25 protein-coding genes and 2 tRNA genes are annotated in these 24,760 nt (G+C 45.0%); 13 read left to right on the forward strand and 14 right to left on the reverse strand.

Annotation, left to right across the window (positions count from 1 at the left end; genetic code table 11):
* Positions 1–3,199: hypothetical protein (locus tag C7475_RS32875; RefSeq protein ID WP_158286388.1), on the reverse strand; the 3,199-nt coding region annotated here is incomplete at its 3' end.
* 439 nt (positions 3,200–3,638) lie between these two features.
* Here C7475_RS32875 and rpmI point away from each other — a divergent pair.
* Both rpmI and rplT read left to right on the forward strand, forming a co-directional pair.
* Positions 3,639–3,836 carry a 50S ribosomal protein L35 gene (rpmI, locus tag C7475_RS01755; RefSeq protein ID WP_089788140.1) on the forward strand — a complete coding sequence of 66 codons (198 nt, stop codon included), beginning with the start codon at positions 3,639–3,641 and terminating at the stop codon, positions 3,834–3,836.
* A gap of 51 nt (positions 3,837–3,887) precedes the next feature.
* Positions 3,888–4,232, forward strand: a complete 345-nt coding sequence (gene rplT / locus C7475_RS01760) for a 50S ribosomal protein L20 (RefSeq protein ID WP_110050407.1) — start codon at positions 3,888–3,890, stop codon at positions 4,230–4,232.
* 12 nt (positions 4,233–4,244) lie between these two features.
* On the opposite strand, the gene ispE is transcribed toward rplT, so the two are convergent.
* The 4 genes from ispE to C7475_RS01780 form a co-directional block, all read right to left on the reverse strand.
* Positions 4,245–5,066, reverse strand: a complete 822-nt coding sequence (gene ispE, locus C7475_RS01765; protein ID WP_110050409.1) for a 4-(cytidine 5'-diphospho)-2-C-methyl-D-erythritol kinase — start codon at positions 5,064–5,066, stop codon at positions 4,245–4,247.
* A gap of 67 nt (positions 5,067–5,133) precedes the next feature.
* Positions 5,134–5,736 (reverse strand): bifunctional nuclease family protein, encoded by a 603-nt coding sequence (locus tag C7475_RS01770; protein ID WP_089836388.1) that lies wholly within the window; start codon positions 5,734–5,736, stop codon positions 5,134–5,136.
* A 104-nt stretch (positions 5,737–5,840) separates the two neighbouring features.
* Positions 5,841–6,806, reverse strand: a complete 966-nt coding sequence (locus tag C7475_RS01775; protein WP_110050411.1) for an electron transfer flavoprotein subunit alpha/FixB family protein — start codon at positions 6,804–6,806, stop codon at positions 5,841–5,843.
* A 54-nt stretch (positions 6,807–6,860) separates the two neighbouring features.
* On the reverse strand, positions 6,861–7,601 hold the full coding sequence (locus C7475_RS01780) for an electron transfer flavoprotein subunit beta/FixA family protein (protein ID WP_110050414.1): 741 nt from the start codon (positions 7,599–7,601) through the stop codon (positions 6,861–6,863).
* 51 nt (positions 7,602–7,652) lie between these two features.
* Between C7475_RS01780 and C7475_RS01785 the strand changes: the two genes are divergently transcribed.
* Entirely contained in the window at positions 7,653–7,961 is a 309-nt protein-coding gene (locus C7475_RS01785; protein WP_110050416.1) for a hypothetical protein, read from the forward strand.
* 13 nt (positions 7,962–7,974) lie between these two features.
* Positions 7,975–9,312 carry a tRNA lysidine(34) synthetase TilS gene (tilS, locus tag C7475_RS01790; RefSeq protein ID WP_110050418.1) on the forward strand — a complete coding sequence of 446 codons (1,338 nt, stop codon included), beginning with the start codon at positions 7,975–7,977 and terminating at the stop codon, positions 9,310–9,312.
* 14 nt (positions 9,313–9,326) lie between these two features.
* Here tilS and C7475_RS01795 read toward each other — a convergent pair whose 3' ends face one another.
* The 8 genes from C7475_RS01795 to C7475_RS01830 all read right to left on the reverse strand — a co-directional run bounded on the left by C7475_RS01795 (position 9,327) and on the right by C7475_RS01830 (position 15,332).
* Positions 9,327–9,779: a response regulator gene (locus C7475_RS01795; RefSeq protein WP_110050421.1), complete on the reverse strand. Its 453-nt coding sequence runs from the start codon at positions 9,777–9,779 to the stop codon at positions 9,327–9,329.
* 45 nt (positions 9,780–9,824) lie between these two features.
* Entirely contained in the window at positions 9,825–11,441 is a 1,617-nt protein-coding gene (locus C7475_RS01800; RefSeq protein WP_110050423.1) for an ATP-binding protein, read from the reverse strand.
* A 5-nt stretch (positions 11,442–11,446) separates the two neighbouring features.
* Positions 11,447–12,472: a SpoIIE family protein phosphatase gene (locus C7475_RS01805; RefSeq protein WP_110050426.1), complete on the reverse strand. Its 1,026-nt coding sequence runs from the start codon at positions 12,470–12,472 to the stop codon at positions 11,447–11,449.
* Positions 12,457–12,870 (reverse strand): anti-sigma regulatory factor, encoded by a 414-nt coding sequence (locus C7475_RS01810; protein ID WP_110050428.1) that lies wholly within the window; start codon positions 12,868–12,870, stop codon positions 12,457–12,459. Before C7475_RS01810 ends, C7475_RS01805 begins: the two co-directional genes overlap by 16 nt.
* Positions 12,848–13,246 carry an STAS domain-containing protein gene (locus C7475_RS01815; protein WP_110050430.1) on the reverse strand — a complete coding sequence of 133 codons (399 nt, stop codon included), beginning with the start codon at positions 13,244–13,246 and terminating at the stop codon, positions 12,848–12,850. Before C7475_RS01815 ends, C7475_RS01810 begins: the two co-directional genes overlap by 23 nt.
* A gap of 12 nt (positions 13,247–13,258) precedes the next feature.
* The gene (locus C7475_RS01820; protein WP_110050433.1) at positions 13,259–14,113 is read right to left on the reverse strand and encodes an STAS domain-containing protein; all 855 of its coding nucleotides are present in this window, start codon (positions 14,111–14,113) and stop codon (positions 13,259–13,261) included.
* A gap of 81 nt (positions 14,114–14,194) precedes the next feature.
* Entirely contained in the window at positions 14,195–14,812 is a 618-nt protein-coding gene (locus tag C7475_RS01825; protein ID WP_110050436.1) for a rhomboid family intramembrane serine protease, read from the reverse strand.
* A gap of 46 nt (positions 14,813–14,858) precedes the next feature.
* The gene (locus C7475_RS01830; protein ID WP_110050438.1) at positions 14,859–15,332 is read right to left on the reverse strand and encodes a 23S rRNA (pseudouridine(1915)-N(3))-methyltransferase RlmH; all 474 of its coding nucleotides are present in this window, start codon (positions 15,330–15,332) and stop codon (positions 14,859–14,861) included.
* A gap of 146 nt (positions 15,333–15,478) precedes the next feature.
* On the opposite strand from C7475_RS01830, the gene C7475_RS01835 reads away from it, so the two are divergent.
* Together C7475_RS01835 and C7475_RS01840 are read left to right on the forward strand one after the other, a co-directional pair.
* Positions 15,479–15,552, forward strand: a tRNA-Arg gene (locus tag C7475_RS01835).
* A 125-nt stretch (positions 15,553–15,677) separates the two neighbouring features.
* Positions 15,678–15,754, forward strand: a tRNA-Arg gene (locus C7475_RS01840).
* 189 nt (positions 15,755–15,943) lie between these two features.
* Here the strand turns inward: C7475_RS01840 and C7475_RS01845 are convergent.
* Entirely contained in the window at positions 15,944–16,831 is an 888-nt protein-coding gene (locus tag C7475_RS01845; RefSeq protein ID WP_110050440.1) for an AraC family transcriptional regulator, read from the reverse strand.
* Positions 16,832–16,932: 101 nt separating this feature from the next.
* Between C7475_RS01845 and C7475_RS01850 the strand changes: the two genes are divergently transcribed.
* From C7475_RS01850 to C7475_RS01880, 7 genes are all read left to right on the forward strand, one after another.
* Positions 16,933–17,592 carry a cytochrome b/b6 domain-containing protein gene (locus C7475_RS01850; protein ID WP_110050443.1) on the forward strand — a complete coding sequence of 220 codons (660 nt, stop codon included), beginning with the start codon at positions 16,933–16,935 and terminating at the stop codon, positions 17,590–17,592.
* Positions 17,593–17,679: 87 nt separating this feature from the next.
* Positions 17,680–19,143: a Fe-S cluster assembly protein SufB gene (gene sufB / locus C7475_RS01855; protein WP_110050445.1), complete on the forward strand. Its 1,464-nt coding sequence runs from the start codon at positions 17,680–17,682 to the stop codon at positions 19,141–19,143.
* Positions 19,144–19,176: 33 nt separating this feature from the next.
* A complete protein-coding gene (gene sufC / locus C7475_RS01860) occupies positions 19,177–19,944 on the forward strand; it encodes a Fe-S cluster assembly ATPase SufC (RefSeq protein WP_110050447.1) in 768 nt (255 codons plus the stop codon).
* Between the two features lie 10 nt (positions 19,945–19,954).
* Positions 19,955–21,283, forward strand: a complete 1,329-nt coding sequence (sufD, locus tag C7475_RS01865) for a Fe-S cluster assembly protein SufD (protein ID WP_110050449.1) — start codon at positions 19,955–19,957, stop codon at positions 21,281–21,283.
* 53 nt (positions 21,284–21,336) lie between these two features.
* Positions 21,337–22,836, forward strand: coding sequence for a pyruvate kinase (gene pyk / locus C7475_RS01870; RefSeq protein ID WP_110050452.1), 1,500 nt, complete (start codon positions 21,337–21,339; stop codon positions 22,834–22,836).
* 36 nt (positions 22,837–22,872) lie between these two features.
* On the forward strand, positions 22,873–24,045 hold the full coding sequence (locus C7475_RS01875) for a 1-deoxy-D-xylulose-5-phosphate reductoisomerase (protein ID WP_110050454.1): 1,173 nt from the start codon (positions 22,873–22,875) through the stop codon (positions 24,043–24,045).
* Positions 24,042–24,698 carry a FadR/GntR family transcriptional regulator gene (locus C7475_RS01880; protein ID WP_110050457.1) on the forward strand — a complete coding sequence of 219 codons (657 nt, stop codon included), beginning with the start codon at positions 24,042–24,044 and terminating at the stop codon, positions 24,696–24,698. The genes C7475_RS01875 and C7475_RS01880 overlap by 4 nt, the downstream gene beginning before the upstream one ends.
* Positions 24,699–24,760: the final 62 nt, after the last annotated feature.

The following is a 24,760-nucleotide window of genomic DNA, read 5'->3' on the forward strand; positions in this document are numbered from 1 at the left end:
TAGTACCCGGAGCAGTAACAGTCCATGTACCGGTACCTACAGAAGCTGCATTGGCAGCCATCGTAAAGGTAGTGGTGTTACATTTGGTTTGATCCGGACCGGCAGCAGCTGCATTTGGCATCTGGAACACTGTCACAGTAGTGCTTGCACATGTAGAATTAGTACATGCACCTGTAGATTCGGCACGTACATAATAAGTAGTGGTGGCACTAACAGCTACGGTAATTGATGTACCGGTTCCGAGCGGAGCACCTACTCCACAACCTCCGGCATACCAAACCCAGTTTCCATTCGGCGTACCGTCCGCATTCTGGCCCAGGCTACCGCCTACTACAGAAAGGGTGGTATTACCTGAAGTACAGATATTTGGTGTACTTGCTGCAACGCCGGTAGGCGCAGTAGGAGGTGTCTGTACGCTCACAGAGAACGGAACAGTAGAATCACAACCAGCGTTCGCACTATTTCTGTAGCTCAGGTTGAAATTATACACGCCACGTGGAGTACCCACAGGATAGTTGATCGTTATCGGCCACGCTGTGATCGGCTGGTCGGTGATAGCAACAAAACCTGGCAGGGCGGGAGTGCCGGCTGTAATGCTGTATGTATCAGGATTACCTTTTGTAGACAGTGTATCCAGTTGGAATGTACCGTCAGAATTACAAGTGATAATACCTGGTCTCAGATTAATTACCGGACGGGTTGTTTTATGCAATATAACAATGTCAGTGGTTGGCGTACAGTTGGCTGCGTTGGTAATAGTCCATGACAGCACGATGTCCTGTTCGTTAACCAGTGAGGTAACTGTTGTATTATAAGCATGAATGTCAGCAATGGTCGCATTACCGGATACAAGTGTCCATGTACCGATTTCCGCAGAAGGACCGGTTAATGTCAGGTCCGGCTGACTGGCATTCATTGTAAATACATTATTGGTACCACATAAAGTAGTATCAGGGCCAGCGTCACTGATAGATGGATCAAGCAGCAGGCTAACCTCAACAAAGTCGCTGCTGGAGCAGGCGTTGTTTACAGTGCTTTTTACTGTCCACTTGAATCTGGCGGTGATGCCACCTTTCTTCAGTGTTACACGTGAATTCCTGAGAGTAGGGAATTGTACAGTCGCGTAATCCTTGAAGTCAGCAGCGGTGATAGGTACAGTTACACCAGGACCAAAGACGCTGTCTACAGTCCATGTACCACTTTCAGCTGTGTTCAGTGTTGCAGCCATGGTAAAGAGGCCGCTGGTGTTTACGCTTGCGCACGCCAGCTGATCAGGTCCCGCATTCGCTATAGGTACCGGCGTTACATTAACAATGAACGGAGCGGATTTAACCTCGCAGACATTTAAAGGGTCCCTTACAACCACGGTAAAGACGCCCTGCGCAGGGGTGTTGATCTGGATCTGACTCAGGAAAGTCTTACCAGTGTGTTGAGGCAATGGTGTAAGTACGCCACCTGCATCAGGCCCCTGGAACCATTGGATATTAAATCCTGCCAGAACATCATTGATACGGATATCGACGGAAGAACCGGCACAAATATTCTGTGATGTAGAGATCACATCCACAATAGGATTATCAACAGAGCTGATATGTGCTGTATTGGAATCCTTACAAGTATGACCATCAGCATAGTCCACAAAACCATATACCATAATAGTGGTGTCGCCAGTTACCTGGATGGTACGGGTCGCACCCTCGTATCCTGGTAAGTCTCTCCAGGTAAATCTGTCGAAACCTCCGGATGCCTGTAATTCAACAAAAGCACCCGCGCAGACCTGGCTCTTCGTCAGGTACAGCGTCGGCATCGGCAAGATTGTCAACCGGACATATTCAGATGGCGAGGCACACGTGACCGCGTCACTACCATCTTCATAAATACGGACACGGAAACGGTAAGACGTAGGAACGGTCCGCGTACCTTTCAGTTCGCCCGGACCGATCACCAGTTCTTTAGCTGTAGCAGTACCAAAAGGAACGTTTACATAAGTCAGACCTTCGTCGTCACTCATTTCCCATTGATAACGGGGATTGACGAAGTAGTCTGCAGGTGTGAAATCAGAAGTCAGGGTAATAGGGGCGCCTTCGCAGACAACCTCCGCCAGATTACCAGTCTTACCTTTAATAGATGCTGTGATGTTTGGGCTACAATATGCAAATTCGATATCGTCAATCGCGATATCGTTACCACAACCACCAGGCATGTCATTAAAGATGGTCACAATTACATTCTCCACATTTGAAGGGATCATAAAAGATCCGCCAAATCTTTCCCACATTCCCTTAGGTGCACCGAGGTGCATAGATACATTATAAGTAGGGAACGTTGCCAATACCTGAGAAGGGTTATCAGCGTTCACCACCTTAAAGGTTACGCCGGCATATTTATAACCGGATACGCAACCATTTTCAAAAACGTCGCGAGGGTTGATGTTCATCAACCACGCACTAAAATTATAAACCGAACCTTTACAGAGACCGCTTACGGTCTTCTTATAAAGTTGTCTTGGGTCATTGTGTGAGTTAGCTACCAGCATACCACCACGGTCATTACCCGTGTGATCGGTAGAGTTCACCCAGTCACCCTTGAGCTGAGTGTTGTTTGAGATCGAGTAGTAGTTGTCTCTCAGGTCGTTGGTCCCTTGATAGTCGTAAGTGACTACTCCATTAATAGGATATGGACGCCGAACAATGCCTGAACCAGGTAACGTTCCAAAGTCTTCAAAGAAACCTGGTTTGTCGTTCGCTTCATTACTGCCACAGGTATTAATGGTACAGTCCATCGCTGTAATGGTACGGGTAATCGTCGTAGTCCTCGTTGGTCCGTTATTATATTTATACGGAATTTCGATTCTTACTTCGTAGTTACCTGGTTCCAGAAACTGCAAAGTCAACGACTTGGTCGTTTTCAGCTTGTCTGCTTTTAACACGGCGCCGGTATTCCCTGTATACAGGACCTCATATTCGGCGGCGTCGTTATTTGGCGTGGTTATCGTCCACGTTGGCTGCCCTGCCTGTGTATACCCGTTGCCCGCGTTGATCATAGCATTGACGCTCAGGAATTTGTCCTGACCGGCAGAGCTGGCGGCCGTCGAGATACACACTTGACCCGGTACGTTTACATATACGGCTGGACTGTTCTGCGCCATTGCTACAGCACAGATCAACATCGTATATAATAGGATTAAAATCTTTTTCATCAGTAGGTGTTTTGTGAAAAGAGTATCAGAAATGCAGTGCTCAGACGTCACGCCAACTGACAGATTTACAATGTTTTACCGATCGATAGGATTTCCAATCCCGCACCGGAATGGCTTTTTGAGAAGTGTAAAGTGTTTCCATAGGCTTGATCATTTTTTTACTTGATATGGCTAAGAAATGAGACTATTTTAAAATTAAAATTAGAACTAATATAGGAAATATAAAAAATGTGTATATATTCTAAAGCGATAAATGGAAGAATAATTGGAAATAGGAGGCCGGGGGGAATTTGATATTCAGTATCTTAACAGGGTGAAAAAAAAGTTTGCTCAGAGGGTTAAAAGTTATCCACACCCTTATGACGTTAATAATTATTTTATATAACCAGTTTGTTGTTTGAAATATTTACCTACCTTTGCAGACCAAATTTGATGTAAGATGCCCAAAGTAAAGACTCATTCCCGGGCGAAGAAGACCTTCAAGGTGACCGGGAGCGGACAGATTAAGCGGTATAATGCCTTCAAAAGTCACCTGTTGACCAAGAAGTCTACCAAAAGAAAACGCCACCTCAGAGGTAGCAGCCTTGTTAGTTCAGCTAACCTGGACCTGGTAAAAAGAATGCTTGCTCTCAGATAATGAGAAGTGGTGTTGTGTAATTAATTATTAACCTGATCAAAAAAGCACTATATGCCTCGTTCAGTAAATGCAGTTGCTTCCCGGGCCCGCAGGAAGAAAATATTAAAGCAGGCCAAAGGCTTCTACGGTAAAAGGAAAAATGTTTATACCGTAGCTAAGAACGTATTGGAGAAAGGTCTTACATATAGCTATGTAGGCCGTAAACTCAAGAAAAGAAACTACCGTCAGCTGTGGATCGCTCGTATCAACGCTGCTGCAAGAGCAGAAGGTCTGACTTACTCCGAGTTTATCCATAAATTGTCTGAAAAGAATATCGACCTTAACAGGAAGGTATTGGCTGATCTGGCAATGAATGAACCAGAAACTTTCAAGAGCCTGATCGCTACCGTTAAATAAGCGGATCTGCGATTATAAGATAAATACTTTGTAGCCGGTGTTGAATGCAATGCCGGCTATCTTATTTTTAGGAAAGATCCCCACAAATGCTGACCCGCTTCCACTCATAGCAGCATACACCGCTCCCTCCATATATAATTTTTCTTTTATTGCTGACAGCTCCGGATGTGCATTCAGTACAGGCGTTTCAAAGTCGTTCGTGATCGTGTCCTTCCATGTATCTACCGGCCGCAGAATGTTTTCCCTTAATGATAGAGCAGGCGACTGTGGCGTGATTTGGCTAAAAGCCCAGCCAGTATTAATATGAACACCCGGATATACCAATACGAAAGTCCACCGCGAAAGATCCAGGTCTATGGGCGTCATGATCTCTCCTCTGCCTGTGGCATAACAAGGTTTATTCTGAATAAAGAAAGGGCAGTCACTGCCTAGTTGAGCCGCATATATCAATAACTGATCTTCCGGAATGCCAAGCTGAAAACGATTATTAAGTAATCGCAACATAAAAGCAGCATCAGCGGATCCTCCGCCCAGTCCCGCACCAATAGGAATATGTTTGTGCAGGTGAATGTTCACTTCGGGCAATTCAGGAAAGTCCTGCTTTAAGAGGCGCCACGCGCTTAAACAAAGATTATCTGCACTGTTACCGGGAACTGCGATACCACTTGTTGTAAACTCAAGCTTACCGGGGCTGATCACTTCCAGGGCATCTGTAAGCGGCAAAGGGTAGAATACTGTTTCCAGTTCATGGAATCCATCAGGGCGTTTACTTACAACGTGCAGGCCCAGGTTTATCTTGCAATTTGGGAAGACGATCATGGTATAAAAAACCATAAACCATAGCTGAGATACTATGGTTTATGGATCGTTTATTTTGTAATAGTAAATGTAAAGAAGATGATCAGCGGCTTTTACGGCTGTTGATCTCGTCGCGGATAGCGATAGCACGGATATAATCTTCCTGCTCCAGCACTTCCTGTAGCAACTGTGTAAGCTCGTCCAGGTTCAGGATCTTGAGATCATCTTCCGCTCCCTTTTCATGTTCTGAGATGGTAGGAGTAACCGGTTTAACACCGCTTTTCTTACCGGCAGGATCATCAAGCAGGATACCTGCACTGTTAAGTATATTCTCGTAAGTAAAGATGGGACAGCCAAAACGTACAGCCAGCGCAAGCGCATCAGAAGTACGGGAGTCTATCTCTATCGTTTCTTCATTACTGTAACAGATCAATTTAGAATAAAAAATTCCTTCCTGCAGGTTACTGATCACCACTTCATGCAGCTCAATATTGAAAGCGTTCATGAAGTTTTTCATCAGATCATGTGTCAGTGGGCGGCTGGGTTGCATTTTCTCTAATGCCACAGCGATAGCCTGTGCTTCAAACCCGCCAATTACAATAGGGAGGCGGCGCAAACCGTTCACCTCTCCTAAAACTACGGCGTAAGAATGTGTTTGCGTAATGCTGTGCGATAAAGCAACTATTTCCAGTTCTATTTTTCTCATATCTGTCCTGCGTTGTCGCTGAATATTTTATAAGAACGTGAAGTTAGAAAAAATATTCCTTATCTAAAAAACAGATAATAAGTAAGCGCAAGGTATTCGCCTACTTACTTCCTTTGCTTTATGGCAGCAGTTAATTTAGGCACTACCTCGAAGGCATCACCTACAATACCATAGTCAGCCGCTTTAAAGAAAGGCGCTTCAGGGTCCTTATTGATGACCACTATCACCTTACTACCGTTTACACCTGCAAGGTGCTGTATGGCGCCCGAAATGCCGATTGCAATGTACAGGTTAGGCCGTACAGTTAACCCTGTTTGCCCAACATGCTCATGATGCGGACGCCAGCCGGTATCAGCCACCGGGCGGGAACATGCTGTTGCTGCCCCCAGCGAATGTGCCAGCTCTTCTACAAGACCCCAGTTCTCCGGACCTTTAAGGCCCCGGCCGCCACTCACTACTATCTCTGCTTCTGTAAGCGGTACTTCACCACTTACTGTTTCCACGCTACTTACCTTCACTTTGAAATCAGCGTCGCTGATAGCAGGCGAGAAGGCTGTTACAGATGCCTTTGCATCCGTTGGTTCCAGTGCGAAAGTATTGGGCATAACGCCGATCACCTTCCTGGCAGAAGTAATATTTACATTGGCAAATGCCTTGCCGGAAAACACGCTTTTCTTTACCACAAAACCATTAGCTGTATCTGGCAGTGAAATGGCGCCTGATACAAAACCTGCCTTCAGGCGGGCGGCTACACGCGGCGCTACCGCCTTACCATCAAAATTATGGGGGAATACCACCACCTGCGCAGCTTCCTGTTCCACTGCAGCTGCGATGATCTTTGTGAATACTGTAGTCTCAACTTCATTCAGCCTGGCATCCGCAACATGTAATACTTTTGTTGCGCCATAATTGCCTAATGCTTCCAGTTCTGCATTGTCTGCAGCTCCCAGCACCAGTGCTGTTGCCGTAACGCCCAGTTGCTGCGCTACCTTTGCACCATACTGTACTGCCTCAAATGATACTTTCTTGATCTTACCGTGTGCCTGATCTGCGAATATTATTACTGACATGTTTGACGTAGAATTTAATACTTTAAAATGGAGTTTACAGCTAGTGTCCAGCTATCAGATCACTTTTGCTTCATCATGCAGTAATTTTACCAGCTCTTCCACATTATCTGCGCTGATCATTTTAACACCTGCTTTTGCCGGCGGCAGTTCAAAACTGCTGACCGTCGTCAGTGTATCTGCTGCTACTGGTTCTACTACAGCAAGGGGTTTGGTACGGGCTGCCATGATACCGCGCATGCCGGGGATACGCTGTTCCGCCATTCCTTTCTGGCAGGATACAACAACCGGAAGTGTTACCTTCACAACTTCTTCCCCGCCTTCTATTTCACGGCGGATAGTTGCCTCTGTTCCGTTCAGATCAAATTTAGCAGCAATAGATACATATGGGAGCTCCAGCAATTCTGCTACCATGCCACCGATAGCAGCACCATTATAGTCGATCGTTTCCTTACCTGTAAAGATGAGATCATATCCCTGTTTACGGGCATGTTCCGCAATCTGTGATGCGATATAGAAACTATCCTGGCTATCTGTGTTAATACGGTATGCCTCGTCTCCGCCCAGTGCCAGGGCTTTACGGATAACAGGTTCCGTATCTGCACCACCAACGGTGATCAGGTGTACGGTTGCGCCCAGCGTTTCTTTCAATTCCAAAGCGCGGACCAGGGCATACCATTCATCGTAGGGGTTGATGATGAATTGTACACCCGCTTCATTGAATTTCGTGTTGTTGTCTGTGAAAGCTATTTTTGCAGTCGTGTCCGGAGTTTTACTGATACAAACTAAAATCTTCATGGCCTAAACTGTTTTGTTTTTAAAAGCGGTATGAGCAAATATATTTAAATAATGGATAGAATAGCCAGGATAAAGGAATTTCTTAAAGACAGCCCGAACGACAGCTTTCTTAAGCATGCACTGGCGCTTGAATATATCAAGATAGGCGATGACAACGCCGCCAGATCACTGTTTGAGGAGCTGCTGGCATTCGAGCCAGGCTACGTTGGGTCTTATTATCACCTCGGCCGCCTGCTGGAACGGGCCGTTCTTCCGCAGGAAGCTATTGCCGTATATGAGAAGGGAATGGAGATGGCAAAAGCGGCGGGTGACAGGCATGCTTATAACGAATTACAGGCTGCATTGGATGATCTGATTTAATAATTTACAGGAGATGGATTTACTGGAAGGATTTATCGCATACATAGAAAAAGAAAAGTTGTTCACTCGCGATCAGCCGTTACTGCTGGCCGTGAGCGGGGGAGTGGACTCTGTTGTAATGGCCTGCCTGGTCAAGGCTGCAGGATTTACATTTTCCATCGCTCACTGTAATTTTCAACTCAGGGGAGAGGAATCCCTCCGGGACGAGGCCTTCGTCGAGGACCTGGCCAACAGGCTGGAAGTCCCCTTTTATAAGGTACGTTTTGATACATTGGCCTATACCACTGAGCATCGTGTATCCATCCAGGTGGCAGCCAGGCAGTTGCGCTATGAGTGGCTTGAAAATACGATGGTAAGGGCAGAATGCTCTTATGTCGCTACTGCCCACCATATGCAGGACAGTACGGAAACAGTGCTGATGAACCTTTCAAAAGGAACGGGGATAGCAGGGCTGCACGGCATCCTGCCTAAACAAGCAAACCTGGTACGGCCGCTGTTGTATTCACAGAAGGCCGAGATACTCGCTTATGCCACACAGCACGGTATTTCGTTCGTTGAAGACAGCTCAAACATCATCGTCAAATATACCCGTAATTTCTTCCGGCATAAAGTGATCCCTGTTATACAGGAAGCCTATCCGGGTGTGGTGGCCAATATAGCAGGTAGTATAGAACGTTTCCGCGAGGCCGAGATATTATATGCGCAATCGGTGGAAAGACATATCAAACGACTGGTTGTTCAGAAGGGGAACATGTACATGATACCTGTACTGAAACTGCAGAAAACTATTCCTATGCAAACGGTTGCCTGGGAAATATTCAGGCAGTATGGCTGTTCCGCCGCACAGTTGCCACAGGTGATCGAACTACTGTCCAGCAGTTCGGGCAAACTGGTGGAAACAAGCACCCACCGCATAATACGTGACAGGCAATGGTTGCTGGTCACACCGTTAACAGAGGAAGAAGCAACTGTTATTGTGATCGAAAAAGACCGCACCGCGGTGTCCACGTCAACCGGTATACTCAGATTTAAAACCAGCAACAGGAAAGAGACAACCAGTATACCCGGGGCGGCAGCTATCGCAATGCTCGATAAAGGATCATTACAGTATCCGTTACTACTTAGAAAATGGAAGCAGGGTGATTATTTCTACCCTTTAGGTATGCGGAAGAAAAAGAAATTAAGCCGCTTCTTTATAGATCAGAAATTGTCACTGCCACAGAAAGAGAATATCTGGGTGCTGGAATCGGCCAAAACGATCGTTTGGATAGTAGGATTGCGTATAGACGACAGGTTTAAGGTCACGGACCAGACAAAAGAATTGCTGTCAATAGAGTGGGAGGGCCATTAATTCCGGGCCTCCCATCACTTGAAATTATTAATAGAACTGTTGAACTCCGGGAAAGAATGTTTCTTCAAACAAAAATCATAAAAATGCTGGGCTGAAGACAGATATTCTTCGTACGTAAATGGTTTTACCATATAGGACAAAGCCCCCAGTTGTTTGCACTCATGCATTTCTATCACGTTCAATGAAGAAGAAAAGATGATCACAGGAATGTTCTTATAAGCATCCTGGCTTTTCAGTTCCCGCAGTGTTTGTGTACCACTAAGCCGGGGCATGTTCAGGTCAAGTACTACAAGCGAAGGCATCACGCCGGCTTTAGCATGTGTGTCAGCAAGGTATTCAAGTACCTTTTCCCCATCCTCCACCAGGAGCGGTACCTCCGGCAGATTGATCGCATTAAAGGCATCCTGCATGATGAAACGGTCTTCCATATCATCATCCGCCAATAATATCTTCACGGTATTGTCCATAACTGATAATTCTTTCTTTTAGATGAAAATTCTGGTATACAGCTGTTACGCTACCAATGGTAATGTCAGAATGAACTTTGCGCCATTTCCCGGTTTACTGCAGGCAGTGATGGACCCGTTGTGAAGATCGGCGATCTTCTTGCACATGGCCAGTCCTATACCCGTACCCGCATATTTTTCACGGGAATGCAAGCGCTGAAACAAACTGAACATCTTATCCAAATACTTCTCTTCAAATCCCACCCCGTTGTCTTCAAATATCAATTGTATCTCATTATCTCTTTTTTCCGCGTATACCTTTACTAAGGGAGCACGCCGCTCGTCCGAGAACTTGATCGCATTGGACAGCAGGTTGTGAAACAACTGTCGCATCTGCATCGGATATACAGCTAATACTGGCAGCGGTGCTACTTCTATGTGAGCACTTTTTGCTTTTATTGCCACATCAAGGTCATTCATGGCCTCTGCCGCCAGCAGGTTCATGTCCGTTTTTATAAGGTGCAGGTTCTCCCTGTAGATCCTTGAAAAATTCAGCAGGTCATGGATCAGCTGCGTCATTCTTTGACTGGCGCCCATCATATTGCTGAAATATAATTTCCCCCTTTCGTCTATGTGCTCCGCGTATCGTGCATTCAGATAATCGCCATAGTATACGATCTTCCGTAATGGTTCCTGCAGGTCGTGAGACGCTGCGTAGGCAAATTGTTCCAGCTCCTGGTTACTGCGGTTCAGCTCTCTCACTTTCTCCTCCAGTAATTGTTTCGTTTCCTGCAGTTCCTTATTATCCCGAAGCGTTTGCTCCATCACCTTCTGTGCGTGAATGTCTACAAGAGAGCCTATCCAGTACATCGTTTCCCCGTTTTCATTGGTCATCGGCGACAGGGAAAGCAAATGCCAGATATACTCCTGCGTAGCGTCATTCTTAAGCTCTATTTCCTTTCTGATAGGCTTATTTACAGCCTGATGCCGCCACCAGTATTCCCAGGCTGCAGCAAATACCTCTTCACGGATCACCGGGCCCCATTTGCTTTCGTTCAGTTCCTGGATATCACGCCCTGTAAACGACTTCAACCAGCTATTTGCGTAAATGATCTCGCCATCTCCGTTTAAGGTAAAGATCACCAGCGGCAAGGCGTTCGTCACTTCCCTGTACTGCGTTTCACTATCCTCCAACTTCTCTGCCAACTCTTGCAGTTGTTTGTTCTTGCGCTTTATTTCATCGTACGGAGAAACAGGCAATTCCAGTTTAAAGGATGTGATCCATTGCTCGATCCTGCTGCTGATGATCTTCTGTATACCCGGTATCTTGTATTCCAGCGTTATTTCAACGCCTCTTTCAGCACGTTCAAGTGTAAACCTGTCAACCAATCGTCTTGCGTATACAAGGTTCTCGTGGATCTTTTCCGTGAGATTCAGGTTTCTGTCGAGTACCCTTGCTATAAGGTATTTTTCCGGATCTTTCATATCCGCCTTAATGGCCAGTACAAGGACGGCGTCAAATCCATACTCGATCACATGTCTCGAGACTTCAGACACCGCTGTCGCAAAGGTGGTCTGAGATGCCAGTGATAGTCCGGCCAGCTCACCAAGCTTCATCGTCCGTTTGTGTACCAGCACAAGGTCCATATCAGTTTCCAGCGTGATCCGGGTTATTTCCTGCATTGCCACTATTTTACTTTAACAATTACTACTGACATATCATCTGTTTTTCTTGCATTATCCTTATAGATGGCAGCTGCCAGCACAGACATATCGTACCTGAAAATGGCCGGGTACTTTGTCATTTCCCAGCGGGTTTTTATGCCGTCGGAGCATAAGATGAGTATCTGTTCTTTTCCTGCCTCGTGTTCTATTTTCTGTTCGTTGATAGTGCGTGGCATGTTATGCCCGATGATCCCATTATACGGAAGATAGGTCCTGGAAGAACCGGCAGTTAACATGCGTGCATGTATATTGCCTACCCCGCAGATCTTCCAGTCTTTGGTCTTGTTGTTATAGACAGCGGCCGTTCCTACTAATCCACGGGTACGTTTCACATCATCATGTATTTGCCTTAATACTTCACTCAGGTCTGGAAGCATACAATATCTGAAAGAGTTGACTGCCGCCGCCGCCGCTTTGTTTGCTTCGACGCCATGTCCAAGCCCGTCTCCGAGAAAGATCCTTATACCGGTCCTGTCCGGACGTACATAGAAGCCGTCTCCGCAAACTTTCTCTCCCGGTTTTGCCACCAGCAATGTTCTGATCTCATGTCCGGGTTTAGGAGGGAACGGCTCCGCCGGTTTAAGGAAGAACCTGGACAACAGGATGGTGCCCCAACCTTTTACGGAATAGATCTGCAGAAAATCCGAAAGGCGTCTGATCGCCCCCAGTCCGTGACCGAGCGTTTTAGCTGTGGATATGCCGTCCTGCATCATTCTTGCGAGATCTGTGATGCCTGGGCCATTATCTATGCCTATTATTTCGATAGCCGGCTGGGGCATATCTGTGAGCATGACAATCACTTCTCCTCCTCCAGCGTGTTTGATGATATTAGATCCTATTTCAGCAACAACGATATCGATCTCGGCCACCTTTTTTTCAGCAAGTCCGCATTGTATAGAGAGACGGTGCACCTCGCGTTTTAACGTTGACAGATAACTTCTGTCTTCCAGGTTAAAACTGATATGTCGTCCGGTTACCCATTCTTCCATTTAGTGATTGTAATGGTAGTTCCTTTGCCCACCGTACTTTTAATTTCAAAATCGCTCACCAGACGTTTGGCTCCCGGTAGTCCTAATCCCAGACTTTTGCCTGTCGAGAAACCATCTTTCATGGCCTCTTTTATATCAGGTATTCCGGGGCCAGTATCGGTAAAGGTGACACGTAAGCCATTCTGGCGTTGACCGTTTATTATTTCGATGAGTACAACGCCTCCTCCGGCATAACGGAGCATATTCCTGGAAAGTTCACTGGCAGCAGTGATCAGCTTTGTCTGATTTACAAGGCCCATGCCTATTTTAACGGCAAATTCCTTCAACCTGTTTCTGAATACCACCATGTCCAGTTCTTTCACTATGCGCACAGTATCACTGGAGAGTACTATCATCATCAAATGCTTCTTCGTCTACAATCTTTATTTTCTTCTGCAAGAGCTCCATTCCTTTTTCCACATTCAATGCGGTCTGTACCCCCTTCAGCGGTAAACCGAGTTCTACCAGCGTAATGGCTACTGCCGGCTGCATTCCAACTATTACAGTGTCAGCATCCAATACCTTGCTCATACCTGCAATATTCCCCAGTATCCTGCCCATAAAGGAATCAACGATCGAAACAGCAGAAATATCTATCAGTACACCTTTCGCACTGGTTTTACTCACAGCCTGTACCAGGTCGGCTTCCAGGTTCAGCGCCAGCCGGTCATACAGGTCCACCTGAATGGCAACCATCAGGAAATGGCCAATTTTGAGAATTGGTATTTTATCCATCAATTCCTCCTTTTACTTTACAATTGATTTTCTGACTTCCAGCTGCATTAATGAAAATGCATACTTTAAAGCACTTGCAAGCGTAGCTTTCGTAACAATGCCGGATAGATCTATTCCCAGGTGAACAACGGTCTGAGCTATTTCGGGGCGTATACCGCTGATAATGCACTCTGCACCCATCAGACGGGTTGCGCTTACTGTTTTTATGAGGTGTTGCGCAACAAGCGAATCCACAGCAGGCACACCTGAAATATCCAAGATTGCAATGCTGCTGGAGGTTAAAACAATTTCCTGCAGGAGATTTTCCATCACCACCTGGGTACGGGAGCTATCAAGCGTTCCAATAATGGGCATGGCTACAATACCGTCCCATACACGGATAACAGGGGTGGAGATTTCTGCTATCTCATCAGTCTGACGCAGGATCACTTCCTCCCTTCCTTTAATGAAAGTCTCAAAAGTTACAATGCCCAGGCTATCGATCAGTTTACTTACTTTCATGCTTTCTTCCAGCAACTGTAAAGGATCATTCTTGATCTCCTGCTGAAGCGTGGTCAGTAAAGCATCTTTCAGGCTAAATACAAAGGTACCGGTCTCCCTGGGAGAATAACCCTGTTTAGCCCTGGAAAGAGAAATAGATTCCAGCACCTCATATAATGGCTCAAAGGATGCTGATTGCACATCCTCCAGATTACCATTATCTAAAGTTTGTAGTAAAACGTTTACAAGTTCTTCAGACTGGACCGTCAGTTCATCATTCGACATAAGGTCCTCCCGTAGAGAAAAATCCACTAATTGGTTCTTCATCCACAATTCGAGAATCTGTTTTTTCCTTTTCTGTAAGATTTTCGCTGTGTCTAGCTTCATGCGTGTGGCTTGTTTGGTAAGTGTTGGACATATTGCCCGCCAGACATGAAGCAAAAAATAAACCGGAAAAGGATGAAGCCGTTACTTGTAACCGTGCATTAGCTGTTGAAGGAAAAATAAACCGATCCTCGGTTCAAATATTAATGGGAAAAGGATGCCAAAAACTGCTCCCCATAAGTGGGCGTCATGATTAATACCGCCAGGGCCCCCACGACGGGACATGTAGATGGTATAGCCCAGGTATATTATGCCATAAAGAATAGCAGGCATGGGTATGAAAAATACATAGATCTGTGCCCACGGCTGGAAAAGAATAGCTGCAAATACAACCGCCGAAACGGCCCCTGATGCGCCGATCGTCCTGTACCCATAGTTGTTCCTGTGCTTGATATATGTTGGAATATCTGACAGTACCAGCGCCAGCACATAAAACAAGAGGTAGTAGCCTTTACCTTTGAATATAACGAGAAACATCTCCTCAATAAAACCACCAAAGAAATAAAGGGTGAACATATTAAAGCCCAGGTGCATAAAATCCGCATGTACAAAGCCGGATGTGATGAACCGGTAGTACTGGTTCTTTTCTCTCACCAGGTAAGGCCACATGCTCAGGTCATCTATACGCCGCTCATTGTTAAAAGAGGTAATAGAAACCAGGCAGGTTATAATAATGATCGCTATGCTGATTGTCAGTCCCATTCCAAACGATTGAGTTAATTGATAAGAATGTAATTATAATGATTTTTTACTGATGATGATATTTCTCCCTGTTAAGCACAGTATATGCCCTGTAAAGCTGCTCTGTCATGATCAGCCTCACCAGTTGATGGGGAAAGGTGAGGGGGGAGAGGGATAACTTCAGCTGCGCCCTTTCCAATACGCCGGTGTCCAGCCCGAAAGCCCCGCCGATCAGGAATATTACCTGCCTCGTGGCAGCATTCGCCCGTTGTTGCAGGAAATCGGCCAGTTGCATTGTCGTTTGCATCTTGCCGTATTCATCAAGCGCTACCAGGTAATCCTGAGGCTGTAACATATCCAGGATCATCTTTCCTTCCTGCTTTTTTAATTCAGGAATGGACAGGCTGGCTGCTTGTTTTACCGTGGGGATCAGTTTCAGTTCAAAATCTACATAATGCTGCAAACGCTTTTGAAAAATAGCGATGCCGTCCCTGATATAAGGGTCGTTCTCTTTTCCAATGCTCCAGAGTTGTATTTTCACTATTAACCCGTTTATTATAGAAGCCCGCCCATGAGGCGGCTGGTAAATGTACGTAACCCGATGCTTATGAATCAAACAAAAAAAATATTTAAAATATTTGGCGATTAGAGAAATATTGCTACCTTTGCAATCCCAATCAAGGGAACGGCTTCGTAGCTCAACTGAATAGAGCATCTGACTACGGATCAGAAGGTTTCTGGTTTGAATCCAGACGAGGTCACAAAAGAGAAGGTTTCAGAGTTCATCTGGAACCTTTTTTATTTGCCATATCGGTAAATAAACCTTTGGAAATCTTTTTGTTGATTTTAGATTTTTATCTACATTTGCAGTCCCAATGACGGGAATGGCTCCGTAGCTCAACTGAATAGAGCATCTGACTACGGATCAGAAGGTTTCTGGTTTGAATCCAGACGGGGTCACCAAAAAGGGCAAAGCGAAAATTCGACTTTGCCCTTTTTTTGTCCGTTAAATCCAATGTCCGGACTGTATGTTAACAAAACAGATCATTGGTTCCTTCTGCTCCGCATCCATTACATAAAACTTAATAATTAGACCACCTTTATCGTAGATCATATACGACCTGTAAGATCACTCCCAATCGCAAAAAATACTTAAGCTTTGGGCTTGCCAGTATTTACACTTACCAGATAGTCTTTTCTAAATTGTTTTGCCGTCTTACCATACGCTTGTTTGAAGGTCTTATTCAGATGACTTTCATCTGCGAAATTCAACTCATCTGCAATCTCAGATATGGTTAAGTCACTGTACTTCAGTCTGGCCAGTACCATCTCCAGTTTATACCGCATAATATAGTCTTTAACTGTGTCGCCTGATTGCAATTTGAAGTATCTGCTTAAATGGCCTTCAGACATACCGAAATGCGCTGCCAGATTTTCAATTCTCAGAAGTTGATTCTCGTATATGTTGTGCTGAATATAAGTGATTATCTCATGCACCTTATTTTTAGGATTGTGACTTTTCGACGAGGCAATAATATTTTGCTGGATATTTCTTGCAATAAGGTTGAGTAGTAAAAAAATGATATTCTGAGTCACGATCTTATCGAACGGCAGTGACGTCTTTGTTTCGTTTATCAGTTGATTGACGAGCACACTAAAAATGTTTTTATCGCCGGGGGAGGCCAGATTGCCATTAAGGGCATGTTGGTTATGAAATATATATTCGAGTCTCCTGAATGAGTTGCTTAGATCCACCTCCTCCCCATCAGTATGGGTGTTCCTTGAAAAGAAGTCGGTTGTAAAATCAATCAGGCAGAATATTGGTGGGGTTGATATCGTAAAGCTATGGCCTTCTCCAGGTGTCAGAAGGAACACGTCTCCCTGTGAAAATTCAAAGTTATTATTATTGATAGTGTGGGTTCCGGAGCCCTCCAGCACATATATTAACTGAAAGAAATGATGTTTGTGCAAGGTAGCCGCCAGATCGTCTATCTCCATTACTGTCACCTCTACGGCCTTATATAACTGTTTCGCCTTCATTGGACAAATTTACTCCAAAATGCTTGTTTTCTACCTGTTTTGACCAGACAGAGACGGATAGCTTTGTATCTGTTAATACATGATCTCAAACGTTTCATAATATGACAAAAGAAAGTAAACAAGTATGTAATTCTTCGGAACAGGCATCACAGAACTATCATCCGGCCTTACGTTGCTGGCACTGGGCAAACGCTATCCTGATCATGGGTTCATTACTGATCGTGCTGGTGAATTTTACCTTGCTGAAACCGGAAAATAATACCGCATATGTGCAGGCGCAGTTAACGTCGCTCAGCGCAAAATATACCGTACATGATGCAACCGCATTCGCCCGGTTTTTTAGCGATAAACTCTGGGTCGTTCATGCATACATCGGATTTGGTATTGCTGCGTTAATGGTTTTCCGGATCATCTTGGAATTCTTTCTGCCGGCACAACAGCGACTTGTGTACAAGCTTAAAAACTATCTGACAGCTGCAGGGGTGAATAATAAACTTGTCAAAATTACATATGCCATTTTTTATTTGCTGGTGGCGATAATGGCGGTCACAGGACTCAGTGTGGCTTATCAGAATGAACTGCCCTTTCTCAAAGGTAATGTCGCCGCTGTTCGTGCTGTGCTGGATATCCACTACTATACCATGTATCCCATCACCGCATTTATTGCAGCACATCTTGCAGGTGTAATCCTCGCAGAAAGAAAAGATAGTCCCGGTATAGTATCCGGAATGATCAATGGAGGAAAGAGATCATCAGATTGATCTTGCAAGTGGAACATAATAAGCCACGAAAATTAATCGGTGAATGCGAAAGTGAGGGAACCGCAGCCCCTCTTAAATTAGAATATTATGGATACAGCAGACACAAATAATACCCTGCATTCAGTCATTGAAGGCAATTATCAATATGGCTTTGTGACAGATATCGAAATGGATATTTTGCCCAGGGGACTGAGTGTAGAAACGGTAATGGCAATTTCAGAAAAAAAGAATGAACCTGAATGGTTGCTGAAATGGCGGTTGACAGCTTATCGGCATTTCCTTAAGTTACTGGAAACGCAGGGAATGCCTGAGTGGCAGAATTTTAATCTTCCGGCGATCGACTTTCAGGCTATTTCATACTATGCCGCGCCGAAAAGCAAGCCCGTTCTAAATAGCGTGGATGAAGTAGATCCTGAACTGATCGCCACCTTTGAAAAGCTGGGCATACCTCTGACAGAGCAGAAGATGTTAAGCGGTGTAGCAGTGGATGCTGTATTTGATAGCGTTTCTGTAGCAACAACGTTTAGGAAAGAACTAAGTAAGCTGGGCATCATCTTTTGCTCTTTTAGTGAAGCAATTAAAGAACATGGCGACCTGGTGAAGAAATACCTGGGCACCGTGGTACCCGCTACCGATAACATATTCGCAGCCCTAAATGCAGCGGTATCATCAGACGGGTCTTTTGCTTATATACCTAAAGGCGTTCGTTGCCCTATGGAGTTGTCGACTTATTTCAGGATTAATGCAGGTAACTCCGGACAGTTTGAGCGCACATTGGTCATTGCGGACGAGGGAAGTTATGTCAGTTATCTGGAAGGATGTACCGCACCACAACGGGACGAAAACCAGCTTCACGCCGCAGTGGTAGAATTGATTGCATTAAGCGATGCAGAGATTAAATACTCCACCGTGCAGAACTGGTACCCGGGAGACAAAGATGGTAAAGGCGGCATATACAATTTTGTAACGAAACGTGGTATCTGTAAAGGGAACGGAGCCAGGATCTCCTGGACCCAGGTAGAAACCGGTTCCGCTATTACGTGGAAATACCCCGGCGTTATATTGAAAGGGGATAACAGTAGTGCTGAATTTTATTCTATTGCAATCACTAAAAATAAACAGATCGCGGATACAGGCACTAAAATGATCCATTTGGGAAAGAATACGAAGAGCAGGATCATATCTAAAGGTATATCTGCAGGAGAAGGACAGAACAGCTACAGAGGGCTTGTACATGCAGGAAGAAATGCCATTAACGCGAGGAACTTTACACAGTGCGATTCACTGCTGATCGGCAGTACATGCGGTGCACATACATTCCCCTATATAGAAGCTAAAAATAAATCCGTGCAGATAGAACACGAAGCGACTACCACGCGAATCGGAGAAGATCAGATATTCTACCTTAATCAGAGAGGTATAAATACTGAAAAGGCGGTAGCGCTGATTGTAAACGGATATGCGAAAGAAGTGCTAAACAATTTGCCAATGGAGTTTGCGGTGGAGGCGCAGAAGTTACTCGCCATTTCACTGGAAGGAAGTGTCGGATAAGTAAGCATTAGGGAACAATGTAAACTAAATAACATGTTACAAATTAGAGAGCTGCATGCAACAGTTAATGATAAGGAAATTCTTAAAGGATTGAATTTGACTGTAAAGCCTGGTGAAGTGCATGCAATAATGGGACCCAACGGTTCAGGCAAAAGTACTACAGCCTCAGTGTTGTCGGGCAATCCAGGTTATACAGTAACAAAAGGGAGTATCCGGTTCTATGATCAAAATATCATAACGCTGAAACCCGAGGAGAGGGCCGGAGAAGGCATCTTTATGGCTTTTCAGTACCCGGTTGAAATTCCCGGTGTCTCAAATATCAATTTTTTAAGAACAGCTATCGGAGAGATCAGGGCATATAAAGGATTACCTCCAATGGAGACTCGTGATTTTGTGAAAATGTTCAGAGAGAAACAACATCTTCTGCAGTTCAGTAACGAACTGGCCGGGCGCTCACTAAATGAAGGCTTCTCCGGAGGAGAGAAAAAACGTAATGAGATCTTGCAACTGGCAATGCTGGAACCCAGACTGGCTATACTGGACGAGACAGATTCAGGCCTTGACATAGATGCATTGAGAATTGTATCCAACGGCGTGAATAAGCTGAGATCATCTGCAAATGCATTTGTACTTATTACACATTATCAGCGGCTGCTGGAACATATTGAACCAGACTTCGTACACGTGTTATACAAAGGAAGGATCGTACGTTCAGGAACTAAAGAATTGGCCGGCGAATTAGAGGCAAAAGGTTATGACTGGTTAAAAGATCTTCCGGATGCTTTAACTGATCAGAATTAAGACATGCATTATGAATACAGATACAGCGCATATTGTTGACCAACTTGTTGGTCAGGCTATGGAGTTAATTGAAGAGAACGGGAACTCCGGATTTATCAGGCAGGCCCGGAAGGCAGCTACTCAGCAATTTCGTCATATCGGTTTTCCGGAAGCAGGATCCGAAGACTGGAAATATACAAATGTACAGCCCTGGTTAAAGAGAACTGCAGTAAAAGAAGTACTGGTAACACCGCCGGTAACAAGACGTACCTGTTCTGAACAACTTGATACAGCTGTCAGGATCGTTACAAAGAATGGTAAACTGGACAAAGGATCATCTTCGGCGGTGTTACCGGCTGGGTTGCATGTAAGCACCTTTACAGATGCAGTGCTGAGTGATAATGAGCAGTTTAAGGCTCACTTCGGAACATTGACCAGTCAAGTGGAACACTTTTCTGTAGCTAATGCGTCATTGTTTGAAGAGGGATTATTCGTATATGTGGAGCCCTATATGGAATCTGATATCCCCATCCATATCATACATAAGGTAACTCAGTCAGTACCTGGTTTTGTGCATCCGAGACAACTGATCATAGCAGGCGGGAAAACGAATGTTAATATTGTCGAAACCTTTGAAAGGGAAGATGGTACAGCGTATACTTTTATCAATTCAATGTCTGAACTGATAGTAGGTAAACAGGCTATAGTCAAACATTATCTCATTAATACATGCAACGCGGATGTGGCTTCAGTTTACAACCTGGAAGTACAAACAGCGGAAGATAGCCAGTATCATAATTTCAACTTTATGTTCTCCGGCAACCCGTTTATACGTAATAATATTCATGTTGTAATGGATGGCGGGAATACACATACGAAGTTGTCGGGGCTGTATATATCCGGCGAGGATCAATTGGTAGATAATCATACCTGTGTTGAACATAAGGTCGCTGACTGCAGAAGCGACGAAAAGTATAAAGGGATTCTGCATGGAAGTTCTGCAGCTGTATTCAATGGTAAAATAATTGTACATCCCGGTGCGCAACGAACAACGGCCTATCAGCAAAACAATAATCTCATCATGGATGACATGGCCACCGTTTATACAAAACCTGAGTTGCAGATCTTTGCCGATGATGTACAATGTACGCATGGTGTAACAGTTGGAGAATTTGACCAGCATGCGCTATTCTATTTACAGTCCCGGGGGATTCCCGAGGAAAACTGCCTGGAGATCCTGATGCAGGCATTCGCATTTGATATCATAGATCATATATCTCATAAAAGCATTAAGAAGCATGTTGCACAACTGTTCATAACATTTTTGAAGCTATTGGGCAAGCATAATAAAACGAAATAGAAGACTATCGTGCTATCAGCACATGGGGATCGGGCAAACTAAATAATACATCTATGGAATTAACTTTAGGAACCTTTGGGGAGAATGAAATGTACAAGGGACATATCAGAAATCCTCATACACACAGAACAAAGATCGTCGCTACAGTTGGCCCTGCCTGCGATACCTATGAAGGACTACTTGCGCTTGCGCAAGCTGGCGTAAATGTCTTTCGTTTAAATTTCTCTCACGGTGTGTATGAACGGATGACTGCAATTATCAGTCATATCCGGAAGATCAATGAAGAAGGTGCTTTCAATGTCTCAATATTAGGAGATCTGCAGGGGCCTAAACTGCGGATCGGGGATATTGAAAATGGTGTTCTGAAAATTGATAAAGGAGATGTACTGACATTTACATCAAAGGAAAAGGTGATGGGTAACAGGGATAAGATCTATATATCATATCCGGACTTGCATAAAGATGTAGTTGTTGGAAATAAGATACTGATTGACGACGGCAAGTTAGAAGTGTGTGTGATTGGTATTGATTTGCGCACCGGAGCTGTAGATGCAGAAGTTGTTCACGGCGGCTTGCTCTATCCTAAAAAGGGAGTGAATCTGCCCGATACAGAGATCTCTCTTCCTCCGCTTACAGAGAAAGACATTGCTGATCTGGATTTTATTCTGGAGAAAGAACTCGACTGGATTGCCCTGTCGTTCGTCCGGAAGGCAGAAGATATTATTGATCTTAAAAAGAGGATCACCGAAAGGCGGAGCAATAGCAAGGTACTGGCAAAAATAGAAATGCCCTCTGCAATCATTGATATTAATAACATCATTCGGGCGGCTGATGGTGTGCTGATTGCCCGCGGCGATCTGGGAGTGGAATTGCCGGTAGAGAAAGTACCTTATGCACAGCGAAGTATCATTCGTAAATGCATCCATCGCGGAAAGCCCGTCATAGTGGCTACCCAGATGATGGAGAGCATGATCACCGGAATACGTCCTAACCGCAGCGATATCACCGATGTTGCGAATGCTGTAATGGAGGGCGCAGATGCCGTAATGCTGAGTGCTGAAACCGCGACCGGAAATCATCCTGGATTGGTGGTCGAAACCATGTGTAAAATCATTAAAGAAGTAGAAAGCTCCGGATATTACTATGACAGGCAGGAACAATTAATACCACAAAAGCATTCGCCTACCTTCCTTAGTGATGCAACTTGCTACAATGCTTGCAGGATTGCCGGAGATCTGTCTGCTGATGCCATCATCGGTATGACCCAAAGCGGATATACAGCCTTTATGTTGAGCAGTTGCCGGCCAAGATCGCCCCTGTTTATTTTTTCAGGCGAAAGATGGCTTGTTAACCAGCTCAGTCTTAGTTGGGGAGTAACGGCATTTTACTATAACAATGAAGAGATAACTCCGGATGCTATGATGCTTAAACAGATCAGCTTTCTGAATGCAAACGGTTATCTGGAGCAGGGAGATATTGTTGTCAGTACCAGTGGTACACCGGTAGTGTCAGCGTCACCTACCAACATGTTGAGGGTATCAAGAGTGGAATGAAAACGTATGTCTAAATATTGAAAATCAGTAAAGATTGTGGATAGATTAGTTAGAAAGCATATAGCTATATTAGGTTCGACAGGGAGTGTCGGCAGCCAGGCACTTGATGTAATTAAGGCATATCCGGAGCGTTACAAGGTACACGTATTAACCGCCGGAAAGAATGTTCGGCTGCTGATTGAACAGGCTAAAATGTTCGATCCGGATATCGTAGTGATTGCCGATGAAAATGCCTACGCCGAAGTAGCACAGGCGTTGAGGAAAACGGACATTACCGTCCTTGCCGGCGCCGCAGCAATTGAAGAGGTGGCGGAGATGCCCGAGGTGGATATTGTACTGGCGGCCATCATGGGATTTGCTGGCTTGCCACCGGTTGTTGCTGCTATTAAAGCCGGAAAGATCATTGCACTGGCCAACAAAGAGCCGCTTGTAGTGGCCGGAAGCCTGCTGATAGACCTTGCCCAAAAACACAACGCTACTCTTTTACCGGTAGATTCCGAGCATTCTGCCATATTTCAGTGCTTAGCGGGAGAAGATGTTGCTAACGTTGATAAGATCTATCTCACCGCTTCTGGTGGGCCATTTATAGGAAGAGACCTGGCCTTTTTGTCGCACGTGAAACCGGAAGATGCATTGAAGCATCCTAACTGGTCAATGGGCAGGAAGATTACCGTGGATGCTGCCTCTCTGATGAATAAAGGACTGGAAGTGATTGAAGCGAAATGGCTGTTTCGCCTGCGGCCGGATCAGATAAAAGTGCTCGTGCATCCTCAGTCGGTTGTTCATTCAATGGTCCAGTTCATAGACGGCGCAATAAAGTCCCAGTTAGGCGCCGCTGATATGAAATTGCCTATACAGTATGCGCTCACCTATCCACAAAGGATCGCGGGTAACGCTGAAAGAGTGGATTTTTTAACCTGCCCGGAGCTGAATTTCTACGAGCCGGATATAAAGGTGTTTAAAAATTTGGCATTGGCTTATAAAGCATTGGAACATGGAGGAATTATGCCTTGCGTACTGAACGCCGCTAACGAAACTGCAGTGGAAGCCTTTCTGAACTATCAGATCAGCTTTACGGCCATGAGCGAGATCATTGAAAGGATATTAGAAAAGACGGTGCAAATTGAACAACCGGCATTGGATGATTATTTATTGGTTGACAGGGAAACCCGTATTTTGACGGGTGAAGCTATATCCCATTTGACATGAAGATCTTGCAAAGAAAAACAATGGCCGAGGAAGTAGCGGTATTGATCACGGAGGAAATCCGTCATGGACAGTATAGGAACAGGGAGAAGTTACCTAACGAGACGGAATTGATGAAAGCTTTCGGCGTGGGACGATCGACAATCAGAGAGTCCACCAGGCTATTAAATAACGCAGGACTGTTAAGATCACGGCAGGGCTTGGGAACATTCATCGAGACGCAGAAGTTTTACCGGGGGACCGACCTGAAAATGGTAGGTACTGACTTTAGAGAAGTACATGAGTTGAGGGAATTGCTGGAGGGAAAACTGACCGCAAAGGCAGCTATCAACCGAACAACAGAAGACATTCTCAGGATGAAGGAAATACTCGGTAAGCGGCAACATGCTATTCAAAGTGACAATGCAGAGAAGTGCGTCGCCGCAGACCTGGAGTTACATCATGTCATTGCTGCAGCCTCCGGGAATAAGGTTTTAGCCGAGTTATATAGTTTACTGACTTCTTACTTAGCGCCGTTTTATCTTATCCTGGAAGATCACCAAGCTATTTTCAGTGAAACACACAGGGATCACGAATTATTGTTGGACAGTATAGAAAGGAGTGATCCGGAAGGGGTGGGGCGTAACATAGAAAAGATTCTGTCCTTCTTTTCGTGAAAATGTGAACATTGAACGGGAGTTGTAATATTAAGACCACTTTATCAACCAACATCTGAATT

The sequence above is a fragment of the Chitinophaga sp. S165 genome (assembly GCF_003182155.1).
GTDB lineage: Bacteria > Bacteroidota > Bacteroidia > Chitinophagales > Chitinophagaceae > Chitinophaga.